This window comes from Lysobacter sp. K5869, from assembly GCF_018847975.1.
Taxonomy (GTDB): Bacteria; Pseudomonadota; Gammaproteobacteria; order Xanthomonadales; family Xanthomonadaceae; genus Lysobacter.
On sequence record NZ_CP072597.1, the window covers coordinates 1322943 to 1336872 of the forward strand.

At 71.4% G+C, this 13930-nt stretch carries 14 protein-coding genes; 3 read left to right on the forward strand and 11 right to left on the reverse strand.

Features of this window, described 5'->3' with window-relative positions; all coding sequences use genetic code 11:
- Positions 1-72 precede the first annotated feature (72 nt).
- From J5226_RS05675 to J5226_RS05700, 6 genes are all read right to left on the reverse strand, one after another.
- On the reverse strand, positions 73-498 hold the full coding sequence (locus tag J5226_RS05675) for a hypothetical protein (protein ID WP_215838878.1): 426 nt from the start codon (positions 496-498) through the stop codon (positions 73-75).
- A 262-nt stretch (positions 499-760) separates the two neighbouring features.
- Entirely contained in the window at positions 761-1210 is a 450-nt protein-coding gene (locus J5226_RS05680; protein WP_215838879.1) for a DUF4279 domain-containing protein, read from the reverse strand.
- Between the two features lie 13 nt (positions 1211-1223).
- Complete coding sequence (locus J5226_RS05685; protein ID WP_215838880.1) at positions 1224-2141, reverse strand: ParB/RepB/Spo0J family partition protein; 918 nt, start codon at positions 2139-2141, stop codon at positions 1224-1226.
- Positions 2138-2956, reverse strand: a complete 819-nt coding sequence (locus tag J5226_RS05690; protein ID WP_215838881.1) for an AAA family ATPase — start codon at positions 2954-2956, stop codon at positions 2138-2140. Before J5226_RS05690 ends, J5226_RS05685 begins: the two co-directional genes overlap by 4 nt.
- A 270-nt stretch (positions 2957-3226) precedes the next feature.
- Positions 3227-3892 carry a 16S rRNA (guanine(527)-N(7))-methyltransferase RsmG gene (gene rsmG, locus J5226_RS05695; protein WP_215838882.1) on the reverse strand — a complete coding sequence of 222 codons (666 nt, stop codon included), beginning with the start codon at positions 3890-3892 and terminating at the stop codon, positions 3227-3229.
- Positions 3893-4029: 137 nt separating this feature from the next.
- Positions 4030-4614, reverse strand: coding sequence for a 4'-phosphopantetheinyl transferase superfamily protein (locus J5226_RS05700; protein ID WP_215838883.1), 585 nt, complete (start codon positions 4612-4614; stop codon positions 4030-4032).
- Positions 4615-4821: 207 nt separating this feature from the next.
- Here J5226_RS05700 and J5226_RS05705 point away from each other — a divergent pair, with 207 nt between their 5' ends.
- Positions 4822-6210: an AMP-binding protein gene (locus tag J5226_RS05705; protein WP_215838884.1), complete on the forward strand. Its 1389-nt coding sequence runs from the start codon at positions 4822-4824 to the stop codon at positions 6208-6210.
- A 531-nt stretch (positions 6211-6741) separates the two neighbouring features.
- Complete coding sequence (locus J5226_RS05710; protein WP_215838885.1) at positions 6742-7017, forward strand: GlsB/YeaQ/YmgE family stress response membrane protein; 276 nt, start codon at positions 6742-6744, stop codon at positions 7015-7017.
- Between the two features lie 69 nt (positions 7018-7086).
- On the opposite strand, the gene xth is transcribed toward J5226_RS05710, so the two are convergent.
- The 5 genes from xth to J5226_RS05735 form a co-directional block, all read right to left on the reverse strand.
- A complete protein-coding gene (gene xth, locus J5226_RS05715) occupies positions 7087-7854 on the reverse strand; it encodes an exodeoxyribonuclease III (protein ID WP_215838886.1) in 768 nt (255 codons plus the stop codon).
- 52 nt (positions 7855-7906) lie between these two features.
- Positions 7907-9262, reverse strand: a complete 1356-nt coding sequence (locus tag J5226_RS05720; RefSeq protein ID WP_215838887.1) for a hypothetical protein — start codon at positions 9260-9262, stop codon at positions 7907-7909.
- Positions 9263-9336: 74 nt separating this feature from the next.
- Positions 9337-10629, reverse strand: a complete 1293-nt coding sequence (locus tag J5226_RS05725; protein ID WP_215838888.1) for a hypothetical protein — start codon at positions 10627-10629, stop codon at positions 9337-9339.
- A gap of 123 nt (positions 10630-10752) precedes the next feature.
- Positions 10753-12180, reverse strand: a complete 1428-nt coding sequence (locus tag J5226_RS05730) for a coniferyl aldehyde dehydrogenase (protein ID WP_215838889.1) — start codon at positions 12178-12180, stop codon at positions 10753-10755.
- A 94-nt stretch (positions 12181-12274) separates the two neighbouring features.
- Complete coding sequence (locus J5226_RS05735; protein ID WP_215838890.1) at positions 12275-13219, reverse strand: hypothetical protein; 945 nt, start codon at positions 13217-13219, stop codon at positions 12275-12277.
- 148 nt (positions 13220-13367) lie between these two features.
- Here J5226_RS05735 and J5226_RS05740 point away from each other — a divergent pair, with 148 nt between their 5' ends.
- The gene (locus tag J5226_RS05740) at positions 13368-13910 is read left to right on the forward strand and encodes a gamma carbonic anhydrase family protein (protein ID WP_215838891.1); all 543 of its coding nucleotides are present in this window, start codon (positions 13368-13370) and stop codon (positions 13908-13910) included.
- The last annotated feature ends 20 nt before the right edge of the window (positions 13911-13930 follow it).

Below are 13930 nucleotides of genomic sequence, written 5' to 3' on the forward strand. Positions count from 1 at the left end.
ATTATCCGCCTTGCCCGCGACGCGCGCATTGCACGCGCGTCGCGGTCGCCGGAGCGGCCGGGCCGCGGGGCTTCAGTTCACCGCCAACTGCTTGGCGATGGCGTACGCCTGATTGAGCTGCTCGGCGGTGGTCGCGTCGATCCAGGTGTAGACCTTGAGCTTGCTCTTGGGCTTGTCGCCGGGGATCACGATCATCGCTTCGCGCGAGTAGGGGCGCGCGTTGCCGGGGGTGGCCTTGGTGTACCACTGCACCTGCTGGGCGCCGACGCTGCCCTTCTCGGCCTTGGCCTTCTTGTCCGGCTTGAACGTGCGGTGGCCCACATAGACGCCGAAACCGTTGCTGAGGCTGCCGGGCAGCTCGACGTAGCACAGCGTGTAGTTGTCGCCCTGGCGCTGGTTCCACTTCAGTTCCGGGTTCTTGAACTCGGGGCAGGTGCCGGTCTGCGCCCAGGCCAGGACCGGGGTCAGCATCAGCGCTGCGGCGGCCATCCATTTCATCGTTGCGTCTCCTTGCTCGGTGGATTTTTAGTGCCAGATTCAGCCCGTACCGGCGACGCCCAGCGCCCGGCCGGACGGAATCCGGCAGGGCAGGCGGCGGGGGACGGAAGCATCAGTTTAGTGGATTACCCCTCGCGATCCGGCGTCGGTGTCACAAGAAAACGCGGATGCGGCCGCTAGGACGGCGCGATCAGGCTAAGGGGGAAACGACCGAGCCGGTACTCGGTTCAGCGAAGGCCGGGGGCGGCTCTCCAGCGGGCGCTCAAACCGGATCGCGGTCGGGGCGGTCGGGCGGATAGAGATCCAGCGCCAGCGCGATGCCGAGCTCGCCGGCCCGCGCCAGCAAGGCGGGGTCCAGGGTCATGCCGCTGTTGGCGTCGAGGAACACGCCGATGAAGCACTCCGCCGAGCCGCCGGCGTCGCGCAGTTCGCGCAAGGCATCGGCCTGGGCCGACCAGGCGCGCAGCCGCTCGGCGAGAAAGTCTTCGAGGCGCTGTTCGCCGGAATCGCGCGCTGCCGGGCCGGGCGTGAGGTCGGCGGCCAAGGTCGATTCGCGATACGTGCCGGGCAGCGGATGGCCCTTGGGCGTGAGCCGCGGTTCGCCCGCAATTCGAGTGGAGAAGCAGCCGAGCCCCAGCGTCTGGCCGAAGCGGCTCAAATCGGCATCGGGGTGGCGCAAGCGCAAGCTGACCCGATAGCGATAGGGGTTCAAGCGGCGGCGGGCCTTACGCCTCGACCTTGCCGCGCAGCTTTTCCAACACGCCTTCCAGCGAATCCAGGTCGGTGTAGTGGATCACCAGCCGGCCCTTGCCGCCGCGGCCGTGCAGCACGTTGACCTTGGTGTTGAGCGATTCCGACAGCTCGCGTTCCAGCGTGACGATGTCGGCCTGCGGCTTGGCCTTGGCCGGCTTGGGCTTGCCGGACGTCGGGATCTTGCCGGCGGCGAGCTGCTGCACGCGGTGTTCGACATCGCGCACCGACCAGCCGAGCTCGGCGGCCTGACGGGCCAGCGCGATCGCGGCTTGCGGCGCCAAGGTCAGCAGGGCGCGGGCATGGCCCATTTCCAGCGAACGGGTCTCCACCAGTATCCGGATCTCGCCCGGCAGCTCGAGCAGGCGCAGCAGGTTGGACACCGCCGCGCGCGAGCGGCCCACGGCCTCGGCGGCCTGGGCGTGGGTGAGGTCGAATTCGTCGATCAGGCGGGTCAGCGCCTGCGCTTCTTCCAGCGGGTTGAGGTCTTCGCGCTGGATGTTCTCGATCAGCGCCATCGCGACCACGGTGCGGTCGTCGACTTCGCGGATGACCACCGGGATCTCGGCCAGCCCGGCCAGGCGCGAGGCGCGCCAGCGGCGTTCGCCGGCGATGATTTCGTAGGTCTTGCCGCCGCGCTCGCCGATCTCGCGCACGACGATGGGCTGGATCACGCCCTGGGCTTTGATCGACTCGGCCAGCTCGGCCAGCTTCTCTTCGTCCCAGTGCTTGCGCGGCTGGTACTTGCCGGCGCTCAGCGAATCGACCGGCAGGTGGCGCAGCAGGTCGCCGGGCTGCGCTTCGACCAGGGTTGGGGCTTCGGCGGCGGCCTTGGGGCCGAGCAAAGCTTCCAGGCCGCGGCCGAGGCCGCGCTTCTTGGCGGGATTGCTCATGCCGGGGTCTCCGCGGTGGCGGTGCGCGCGCTCTTGGCGGCGGCCTGATCGCGCTCGCGCTGGCGGCGCAGCACTTCGCCGGCCAGGCCCAAATAAGCGATGCCGCCGCGGCTGGCCTTGTCGTAGCCGACGATGCTCTGGCCGAAGCTCGGCGCCTCGGCCAGACGCACGTTGCGCGGCACGATGGTGCGGAAGACCCGGTCGCCGAAGTGCGTGGTCAGGTCGGCGGAGACGGCGTTGGCGAGGTTGTTGCGCACGTCGAACATGGTGCGCAACACGCCTTCGATTTCGAGTGAAGGGTTCAGCTGGGCCTTGAGCGCGTCGATGGTCTCGATCAGCGCGCTGAGGCCTTCCAGGGCGTAGTACTCGCACTGCATCGGCACGATCACCGAATCGGCCGCGGTCAGCGCGTTCAAGGTCAGCAGCGACAGCGCCGGCGGGCAGTCGACGATGATGAAGTCGTAATTGGCGCGCAGCGGTTCGAGCGCGCGCTTGAGCCGCTGTTCGCGCGCATCTTCGCTCATCAGGCGGATTTCGGCCGCGGTGAGGTCGATATTGCCCGGCAACAGGTCGAAGCTCTCCGGCGCCTGCACGATCGTGGCGGCGGCGTCGGCCTCGCCCAGCAGCACGTCGCAGACCGAGTCCTCGAGCTGGCGCTTGTCCACGCCGCTGCCCATCGTGGCGTTGCCTTGCGGGTCCAGATCGACCAGCAGCACGCGCTTGGGCGCGCCGGCCAGCGCGGCGGCGAGATTGACCGCGGTGGTGGTCTTGCCGACCCCGCCTTTCTGATTGGCGACGGCGATGATGCGGGCCATGCGGCTCGTCCCCTGCTGTTCCGGAGTGAGAGAAGAAAAGTAACGATGCGGACGGCGCCTGGCGCCGACCGGACAGGGGATTATGCCCGCCCCGGCCGCCGCGCGCTTGAAGCGGCCTGGGCCGGGCCGGCGACCCTCGGGCAACGGACGGTCCGGCCGGGCGCCGTATGGTAGCCGCCCGCGTGGGTTCCGAAGCCCCTTGTAGGAGCGGCGCAAGCCGCGACCGCGCCGCTTCCCGCCGCTGCGCCGGCTACGAAAAGCGCGCCGAAACTAGCCTTCGCCGCGCCGCCCGATCACCACCATATGCCGCTCCGCGGCCAGCCCCGGCACCGCCATGGGCTCGACCGCGCGCACTTCCCACCCCGCGGGCAGCGCCGCGATTTCCTCGTCCGGGCGCACGCCCTTCATCGCCAGCAACACCCCGCCGGGCTTGAGCAGGTGGCCGCCGAGTTCGAGGATCAGCGGCAGCGTGGCCAGGGCGCGGGCGGTGATCGCATCAAACGCGCCCGGCTCGGCGAAGGCCTCGATCCGCGACTCGGCCACCCGCGCGTCCTTGAGCCCAAGCTGGCGCAGCGCCTCGCGCATGAAGCGGGCCTTCTTGCCGTTGCTCTCGACCAGGGTCACGCGCAGGCCCGGCTTGACGATGGACAGCGGAATCCCCGGCAGCCCCGGGCCGGTGCCCAGATCCGCCAGGGCGCCGCCGCGCGCCGCCAGGGCGTCGACATAGCCGTGCATGGCCAGCGAATCGAGCAGGTGCTTGCCGACCATCTCGTGCGGATCGCGCACGGCGGTGAGGTTGTAGGTGCGGTTCCAGCGCGCCAGCAGGGCCAGATAGTCCAGCAGCGGCGCGGCCAGCGCCGGGTCGAGCGCGAGCGCGGACAGGCCGGCCTCGAGCTCGCCGCGCAGGCCGGGCGGTAGGGAAGTGGGGGCGTTCATCGCGGGGATTATCGCCGAATGCGGCGGAGTGGCCGAAGCCCCGTGTAGGAGCGGCGTGAGCCGCGACTGCGGGGTTGCCCGCTCGCGGCGCGAGGTTCGGCGTGGTTGCGTCGTCGCAGTCGCGGCTCACGCCGCTCCTACAGCGGCTTCGGCCGCCACGCGATCGCGCCGAGATAGCCCGGCCCGGGCACGATCTCTTCCAGCCGCCACTGCTCCGGCGTCCCCAGTTCGGCGTCGCACTCGGCCAGCCGCATCTCGCCGGCCGAGGGCTCGAACCGCAGCCGGTGCAGCCCGAACGACAGCCCGTGTCCGTGCGCCTTGAGCACGGCCTCTTTGGCGCACCACAGGCGCAAAAAAGCTAGATCGCGGTCGTCCTGCGCGGCCAGCCAGTTCGCCTCGGCGTCGGTGAAATAGCGCTTGGCCACTTCCAGCGCGCGCGGCCGCCGGTGCAGCCGCTCCAGGTCCACGCCGACCCGCGCCCCGCGCGCCAGCGCCACCAGCAGGCGCTCGCCGCTGTGGCTCCAGTTGCAGTCCCAGGCCTCGTGCGGCGGCAACAAATGCGGGCGCTGGCGGCCGTCGCGGGCGACTTGCAGGTCCGGATCGCCCAGTTCGGCCGCCAGCCACGCCCGCGCCGGCGGCTGCGCCGGTTCGCCGTGCGGGTGCGGCAGCCAGGTCCAGACAGGCGCGGCGGCGGGCGGGATTGAACCGGCGGACAGGGACATGAACAGGCGCGGGCTTGGCGTGCGGTGGGCCGGTCAGCGTAAGCTAAACGCCAGGGGATCGGGTTCCGGCTACGGCGGCCGCGCGGGGGCGCGGCGCGTTCGCGCGGGATCGCCACGCGCGGCCACGGCGGCGCGGCGGCGGTTCGTCAGCCTGCGATCAGGCGGCGCCCGGCAAGTTTCAGGCAATACAGCGGAAAACCACACCGAATGTCAGCGGTCATCGATCCGAGCCAGGGCGTCCAGGCTTCCCAGCGCATTTGCGAACTCGCGCCGCCGCAGCGGGAACTGCTCGCCGGCGCGGCGCAGCGCGCGCTCGTCTTCGGCCCGGACGGACGTGTGGCGCGCGAGCGTTTCGAGCGCGAAGTGCGCGCGCTGGCCGCGCGCCTGCCGCAGGGGCGCTACGCGGTGAACCTGTGCGAGAACCGCTACCGCTTCCTGGTCGCGCTGTGCGCGGTCGCGGTGCGCGGCCAGATCAATCTGCTGCCGCCCTCGCGCGCGCCGGCGATCGTCGACGACGTGCTCGGCCGCTATCCCGACAGCTATTGCATCGGCGATCTCGCGCTGGATCCGCTGCCGCCGCGCTATCTGCGCCTGGATGCGCAGCTCGAACAACTCGACGGCGAGCCGCTGCGGGTCGACGACGAAGCGCTGCTGGCGATCGGCTTCACCTCCGGCAGCACCGGCCAGCCCAAGCCCAACCTCAAGACCTGGGGCGCGTTCCGCACCAGCACCGCGCAGAATCTGGCCGCGCTCGGCGGCTTGCTGCGCGAGGACGGCGCGACCGAACTCGTCGCCACGGTGCCGCCGCAGCACATGTACGGCATGGAGATGTCGGTGCTGCTGCCGCTGCTCGGCCCGCTCTCGGTGCATGCGCAACGGCCGTTTTTCCCGGGCGACGTGGCGCGCGCGCTGGCCGACGCGGCGACCCCGCCGTTGCTGGTGACCACGCCCGTGCACCTGCGCGCGCTGGTCGAATCGCAAATCGAACTGCCGGCGCTGGCCGGCATCGTGTCCGCCACCGCGCCGCTGCCGCGGGAATTGGCGCAGACCGCGGAAGAACGCTACGGCTGCGAAGTGCGCGAAGTGTTCGGCTCCACCGAAACCTGCGTATTCGCCCGCCGCCGCACCGCCCGCGAGCAGGCGTGGACGCCGCTGCCCGGCGTGCGCGTGTGCCCGCAGCCCGACGGCACCGCGATCCACGCGCCGCATCTGCCCGACGCGGTGGTGCTGGCCGATCTGATGGAAGTCGAACCCGACGGCCGCTTCCACGTGCGCGGCCGCGCCGCGGACCTGCTCGAGATCGCCGGCAAGCGCGCCTCGCTCGGCGATCTGACCCGCAAGCTGCTGGCGATCGACGGCGTCGACGACGGCGCGGTGTTCCAACTCGACGATGCCGACGCGTTCGGCGTGCGCCGCATCGCCGCGCTGGCGGTGGCGCCGTCGCTGAGCGAAGCGCAGATCCTCGCGGCCTTGCGGCGCAGCGTGGACCCGGTGTTCCTGCCGCGCCCGCTCAAGCGCGTGGCGGCGTTGCCGCGCAACGAGACCGGCAAACTGCCGCGGCACGCGTTGGAAGCGCTGCTGCGCGCGCAAGCCTGAGCGAAAGCTGCGGAAGCTCCCTGTAGGAGCGGCGCAAGCCGCGACCAACCGAAGCAACGAAGCCCCGCCGCCCCACCCCGAAGCCACCGCGCCCCCAACCGTCGTTCCGGCGAAAGCCGGAACCCATGTTGCCGTTGCATGTGCCGCTTTCAGTTCCAGCCGCGAAGCAAAATCAAAATGGATTCCGGCTTTCGCCGGAATGACGGGAGTGAGAAGCCGCAGACCCCGAGCACGCCTCCGCGAAATTCGTCGCCTCGATCGAATCGCAACTCACACCGCGCCCACAAAAATTAAGCAACGCATCCGCCGCGCGCACAATCGCGCGGAATTTCACCCGAAACCGCACATCCGCATTCACGCGCTTCCGCTTCGCGCGCTTCTTCACACAGCGACGATGCGCAATTCGACGTTGCCGTCACGCCGCGGGTAACAGACTGGCCGCATCCCCGTTCAGGGAACGGCGCTCGCGAAACGTATCAGGCACGCCGCCGCGCCGCTCGCATCACCTGTGCAACCTCAGGAGAAAAAGCAATGTTCGGCATCATCGTTTGGTTGGTGGTAGGCGGCATCATCGGTTGGATCGCCAGCATGATCATGCGCACCGATGGCCAGCAAGGCGTTTTCCTCAACATCATCGTCGGCATCGTCGGTGCGTTCCTCGGCGGTTGGCTCGGCGGCGTGCTCGGCATCGGCGCGGGCACGATCAACAGCGGCGCGTTCAATGTCGCCGGACTCGCCTTGTCGCTGGTCGGCGCGATCGTGCTGCTCGGCATCGTCAATCTGTTCCGGCGCGGCCGCGTGCGCTGAGCGCGCGGATCGCAGGCAACAAAAAAGCCCGGCGTTCGCCGGGCTTTTTTTTGCGGCATCGCGAACGGCCTAGGCCAGTTCGACCCACGCCGGCGCGTGATCGCTGGGACGGTCCCAGGTGCGCGGTTCGCGGTCGATGCCCGCGGCCACGCAGCGCGCGCGCAGCGATTCGGAGATCAGGGTCAGATCGATGCGCAGGCCGAGGTTGCGGCGGAAGCCGGCCTGGCGGTAATCCCACCACGAGAACTGGTCGGCTTCCTGCGGGAACAGGCGGAACGCGTCGTGCAGGCCCAGCGCCAGCAAGCGCTGCAGCGCGTCGCGCTCGGCGGTGGAGGTGAGGATGTGGCTGTCGTTCCACACCGCCGGGTCGTGGGTGTCGCGCGCTTCTGGGGCGATGTTGAAATCGCCGAGCACGATCAGGTCCGGGTGGCGCTGGATTTCGTCCTGCACCCACGCGTGCACCGCATCGAGCCAGCGCAGCTTGTAGGCGTACTTGTCGGTGCCCACGTCCTGGCCGTTGACCACGTACAAGTCGATGATGCGCAGCCCGCCGACGGTGGCGGCGATGACGCGCTGCTGCTCGTCGTCGAAACCGGGAATGCCGATCTGCACGTCCTGCGCGGCGTCGCGCGAGAGGATCGCCACGCCGTTGTAGGTCTTCTGCCCGGCGAACACGCTGCGGTAGCCGGCCTCGGCCAGCGCGGTGTCGGGGAAGCGCGCGTCCTCGAGCTTGGTTTCCTGCAGCGCGACGATGTCCGGCGCGAACCCGGCCAGCCACTGCTGCAGGTGCGGCAGGCGCACGTTGAGGGAATTGACGTTCCAGCTGACGATTTTCATGCGCGCAGTGTAGCCGCGTTTGCCGGCGCGGCGTTGGCCCGGCCGTGTCGTTTCAGGGCGTCGGCGCGGGGCGTTCGGGCGCGGCGCGGGCCGCGTCCACCGCCTCCTGCGCGGCCGCCCGCGCGGCCGCCTCGAGCCGGTTTTCGTGCGCGCTGGTGGACGAGGAGGTCGGCGCCGGCGGCTGGCCTTGCGGGCACAGGGCCAGATGGATGCGCCGCGCCGCTGCCTCGCGCGCCGAGGCCGGCGCGGCGTTGCGGATGTTCGCCTGCTTGCGCTCGCCTTCGACGAAGGTGTCGCACAAGGTCTCGCCGTAGGTGGTGCGGCCCAGCTCGGCGCCGGCGCGCAGATAGGCGTCGATCAGATCGGCCAGGGCCGCGGGGTCGCCGCTGTCGTCCAGGCGCTGCGGCAGGTGGGAAACCAGCCGGAACATGACGTCGTCGCCGTAGCCGGTGCGTCGCAGCGCGGCGCCCAGGTCGAAACCGGCGGCGGTGAGGGCATCCAACCCGGCCTTGCCGCGCAAGCCGTCGAGCGCGACGGAGCCTTGTTCCGGAGCGAAGCCGTAGCCGGCGGCGATCCAGGCGCGCAGGCCGTCGTCGTGCCAGGTGTCGGCGACGATGCGGGCCAGATCGACGTTGCCCTCGGGCAGGTAGCAATCGCCCGAGGCCTGGTCGTCGCGCGGCTGCGCGAACGTCAGCTGGCGCGCGGCCGGATCGGTGCCGCGCCACAGGCGCAGCCAGCCGGGCAGGTAGCTCAGCGACTCGTCGCGTTCGCTCAAGCGCACCAGCAGCGAAGCCAGCACGACTTGTTGCTGCGCGCGCGGGCGGCCTTGGATCAAGGCTTCGGCCGCATCGAACAGCCGCGCGGTGGACACGCGCTGGGCGCCGGCCTCGGGTTCGGACAACAGCCAGTCGTCGCTGCCTTCGCCGTCGCTGCCGCCGCGGAGGTGTTCGTTGCGGCCGCGGCCGCCGACGAAGCACAGCGCGCGCCCCGGGCCGTACTCGGCGGACAGCTTCGCCATCGCCGCGCGCACCGCGTCGGCGTCGCCGCGCGCGGCGGCGTCGGCGAGCGCGGCCGCGCGCTGGCGTTCCTTGTCGGTTTGGTGGTCGCTGTACGCGCGATCGGCTTCGAGCACGCCCGCGAACACCAGCAGCGCAGGCGCGATGCCGAGCAGGCAACCGCCCACGGCCGCGCCGATCGCGCGTGCGCGGGCGCCGTCGATCAAGGCCAGCACCGGGATCGCCAGCGCCGCGCCGATGGCGACGACGATCAGCAGCAGGAACTCGCCCATGTCGGTGCGGGCCTGGGTGGCGGCGAAGTAGACCGTGAACGCCAGCGTGGCGAGGGGATAGGCGAACAGCCAGCGGCGGAACGCGCGGCGGCGGGCGGTTGTATCGGGCGTGCCGTCCAAGGCGTTGGCTCGGATCCAAGAGAAGGCGTCGTTGTACCGCGCGGCCGCGGCGGGCGCCAGCGGCCGGCGGCGGCTTATTTCGTCGTCTTCTTGGCGGCGGCGCGCTTCGGCGCCTTCGCCTCGGCCGGACACAACACCGCGCGGACCCGCTGCGCCGCGGCTTGCCGTTGCGGCGTGTCGCGCGCGAGGTCGCGGCGCTGTTCGCCGCGGTCGAACAGTTCGCAGGCGGTGACCGGGCCGATGATCCGCGGCCGCGCGCCGGCCGCCTGCAGCGCTTCGATCAGCGCGACCGCTTGCGCCGGATCGGGCGCGGCGTCCAGCGTCGCGCTCAGCGAATCGGCCTGCGCCGACAGCGCGTCTTCGCCGGCGTCGCGGTCGTCGCGCAGCATCGCGGCGATGCGCGGATCGGCGGCGAGCAGGGCGCGCAAGGTGTCGGCGCGGCGCAAGGCGCGCAGCGCGGCGATGGGTTGGGCGCGATCGGGCTCGAAACCGACACCCGCGTCCAGCCAGGCGCGCACGCCGTCGTCCTGCCATTGGCTCAACGCGCGCCCGGCCGGATCGCCGAGCGTGCAGTCGCCGGTTTCTTCCGCGAGCGCGGACAGCCGCATCGGGCGCGGCGCCGGCTGCGGCAGCGTGCGCCGCCACAGCGCGGCCCAGGCGGCGAAATGGCGGGGTTCGTCGCGGTCGATCAGCGCGCGCAAGACGGTGCGCAGCGCGGCTTGCTTCACCTCGGTCGGAGCCGGGCCGTCGACCACGGCCGCGGCGGCGCTCAGCAGCGGCTCGCTTTCCAGATTCGGGCCGTAGCCTTGTTCGTTGAACCACAGCCAGTGCACCAAGCGATAACTGTCGCGGCCTTGCAGCATGCACAGCGCGCGCGCCGGGCCGGGGCGGTCGGGCAGGGCGTCGATGGCGGCGCGGATGCGCGCGGCGTCGCCGCGGCGGGCGGTGTCGGCGAGCAGGCGCACTTGTTCCTGCCGCTGTTCGAAATCCTTGCGCCGCGCCGACAGCACCGCGCCCGCGCCGAACCACAGCAGCAGCGGCGACAGCAGCAGGCCGGCGAACAGGCCGATCAAGGCGCGGCCGATCACGCCGCGCAGGCCGGCCCAGATCAGCACGCCGATCGCGATCAAGCCGGTCAGGCCGGCGCCGCCGAAGCCGTAGACGACGAGTTCGTAGGCCCGGTCGCCGTGCGATTCGGCATAGCCGAGCGCGAGCGCGGCCCAGGCGAGCCACAGCGCGCAGGCCAGCGGCGGCAGCGCGAAGGCGATCCACGCCGGCGCGTTGGAGCGCGGCGCGGCGGAGGCGGGCGTTGCAGGGGCGGGCTTTGTAGGATCGGGCCTCGTAGGCTCGGGCGGAGCGGCGTCCATGCGTAATGCGATTCCTGAGCGCGGCCTCGCGCCGCGCCCGCATCATCGCATCGCCCGGCCCCGCGTTGCGCCATCGCGCCGCGCGGCCCGCGCCGCGTCGGAATCAGCGCGCGGCGCGGCGGCTCACTTCGCCAGCCAGCGGATCATCGCGTCGATCTTGCCCTGGTACGGCGGCTTGAGCAGATCGCTGCCGGCCCACGCGCGCTGATAGAACACCGGCAGCAGTTTGCTGAAGGTGTCGAAGCCGTTGCGGCCGTGGATCGCGCCGATGCCGCTGGGGCCGATGCCGCCGAACGGCAGGTCGTGGGCGCCGAAGTGCAGCAAGGTGTCGTTGACGGTGACGCCGCCGGCGAGGGTCTGGGCGAGGATCGTGTCGATCTGCGCCGAGTCGCGGCTGAAGGGATACAGCGCCAGCGGGCGGTCGAGCTTGTTGATGCGGGCGATGGCTTCGTCGAGCGTGCGGTAGGACAGCACCGGCAGGATCGGCCCGAAGATTTCGTGCTGCATCACCTGCGCGTCGTCGCCGGGTTCGATCACCAGGGTCGGCGGGAACAGGCGCTGCGCCGCGTTGGCTTCGCGGGTGCTGCCGTCTTCGAACGGTTCGATCACCCGCACGCCGCGCGCGCGGGCGTCGTCGAGGTAGGACGCCAGCCGCGCGTACTGGCTGGCGTTGATGATGCGGGTGTAGTCCTGCGGCGCGCGCAGGTCGCCGTAACGGGCTTTCAGCTGCGCCAGCAGCGCCTCGACCAAGGCGTCGCGGCGCGCGGCGTCGACCAGCACGTAGTCCACGCCGATGCAGGTCTGTCCGGCGTTGAACCACTTGCCGGTGGCGATGCGCGCGGCGGCTTGTTCCAGCGGATAGTCGGCGCACACCAGCGCCGGCGCCTTGCCGCCGAGTTCCAGCGTGACCGGGGTGAGGTTGGGCGCGGCCGCGGCCATGACCTTGCGGCCGACCGCGGTGGAGCCGGTGAACAGCAGATGGTCGAAGCTCAGCGCCGAGAACGCCGCGCCGACGTCCGGCCCGCCCAGCGCGACCGCGACGCGGTCTTCGGGAAACACGTCGGCCAACAGCTCGCGCAGGAATTGCGAGGTACGCGGGGTGTGTTCGGACGGCTTGAGGTAGACGTGGTTGCCGGCGGCGATGGCCGAGACCAGCGGCACCAGGGCCAGATTCACCGGGTAGTTCCACGGCGACAGGATGCCGACCACGCCGACCGGCTCGGGCCGGATCTGCGCGCGCGCCGGCCAGAAGCGCCAACCGACCGCGGCCCGGCGCGGGCGCGTCCAGGCGCGCAGGTGCGACAGCGCGTGGTCGATCTCGGCCAGGGTGATCATCGCCTCCGAGAGCAGGTTCTCGTGGCTGGAGCGGTGGCCGAAATCGGCGCGGATCGCCGCGTCCATCTGCGGGATATGCGCACGGAAGGCGTCGCGCAGGCGGATCAGGTCGGCGCGGCGCTGGGCGTAATCGGGTTTGCGCGCTTGCCAGGCGGCGCGCAGGCGTTCGCGGGTGGCGGCGAGGTCGGCGATGGGCGTGTCGGCGAGGATGTCCATACGCCGCAGTCTAGTACGCCGGGGCGGACGAAAACGCGACCGCGGTGGGGCGACAGAGGACAGGCGTGGGGGGCGCGGCGGTCGAGTTGGGCGGTCAGGGCTGCCGCGTCTCGCCCGACCCTCGCGCCGGCGCGAACATCGGTGCGGGATTCGCCGCATCCGACGCCTGCCGCTGTTGCTCCGCGGTGAGGCGGAACCCGGCTTCGCGCAGCGGCGGGAGCGCCGCGGTCCCCCAGTTGCGGAACAGGTCCAGCCGCAGGCTGCCGCCGCTCTTGGCCGCGCATCGCCACGCGTCGTAGCCCTGCGCGCTCTCTTCGCCGGCGGACAACGGCGCGAACCCGATCCGGGTGGCGGCCGGATCGGCCAGGGTCTTGCGCCAGGCGCGCAGCCAGGTCGGCAGCTGTTGCGCGCCGCCGCGATCCTGCAGCGCGTTCAGCACCATCGTCAGGCCGACCTGACGCTGCAGCGGCGGCGTATCGCCGGCGGCGAACACGTCGGCGGCGAGCATCAACTCCGGCAGCGGCGTTTCGAATCCGCCGCTGCTGTATTCGGCGCGCCGGCGGAAGCCGGCGCGGGTCTGCTGACGGGCCAGATCGCACAGGGCCATGACCGGCGTGGATTCGCGCAGGCTGGCGAAGGTGCGGGCGATCGCGGCGCGGTCGCCGCTTCTCGCCGCGGCGGCCAGCGCGTGGTATTCGGCCTTGGCGGCGTCGCGCGCACGGGTCGCGGCGGCTTCGCGCATGGACACGGCGGCGACGCCGATCGCCAACCCGAGCGGGAGCGCGACGAGGACGCCAAGCAGGCAAGCCCCCAGCGTTCGTTTCCAGTGGCCGCTGGCCAGCGCATCGAACAGCGCGAGCAGCGGCGTCGCCAGGATCAGTACGCTCTGCAGCAGGGTCCAGCGCAGTTCGGCGAACGGCTGGGTATAGCCGGAGTGGACGAGGTAGGTCAGCGCCCCGAACACGACGGCCATGCCGACCGGAAGGCCGAACCAGATGGCGAAGCGGCGATCTGACGGGGGCGGGCCGGCGACGTTCATGCGGTTCCGAAGCCTGGGCAGTCCGGGCGGCGTCGCCGCGATGGCGGCGCCCAGGCGGGCGCTTGCATTACACGCCCGCCGGCGGCGCGGCACAAACGGACAAATTGTCCCAGGGAGCGGGCTGGCGGGCTGGGCCTACAATGCCGGCATGAGCCTTCGACCCTACCTCGACACCTTCCCCTCCCTCGGCGAGCGCGTCTACGTCGACCCCGCCGCGACCGTGATCGGCGCGGTCACCCTCGGCGACGACGTTTCGATCTGGCCCGGCTGCGTGGTCCGCGGCGACGTCAATTCCATCGCCATCGGCGCGCGCACCAACGTCCAGGACGGCACCATCGTCCACGTCACCCACGAGGGGCCGTTCACCCGTCCCGGCGGTCTGCCGACGGTGATCGCCAACGATGTGACCATCGGCCACGGCGCCATCGTCCACGCCTGCACCATCGACGAGTTCGCCCTGATCGGCATGGGCGCCAAGATCCTCGACGGCGCCCGCGTCAGCCGTTTCGGCTTCGTCGGCGCCGGCGCGGTGATCGCGCCGGGCAAGGTGGTCGGCGAGGGCGAGCTGTGGCTGGGCAACCCGGCGCGCATGGTCCGGCGCCTGAGCGAGCGCGAGATCGAGCAACTGCAATACAGCGCGCAGCACTATGTGCGGCTCAAGGACCGTTACCTGGGCATGCGCTCGGCCTGAGCGCCGCCGGGCGGCGCCGC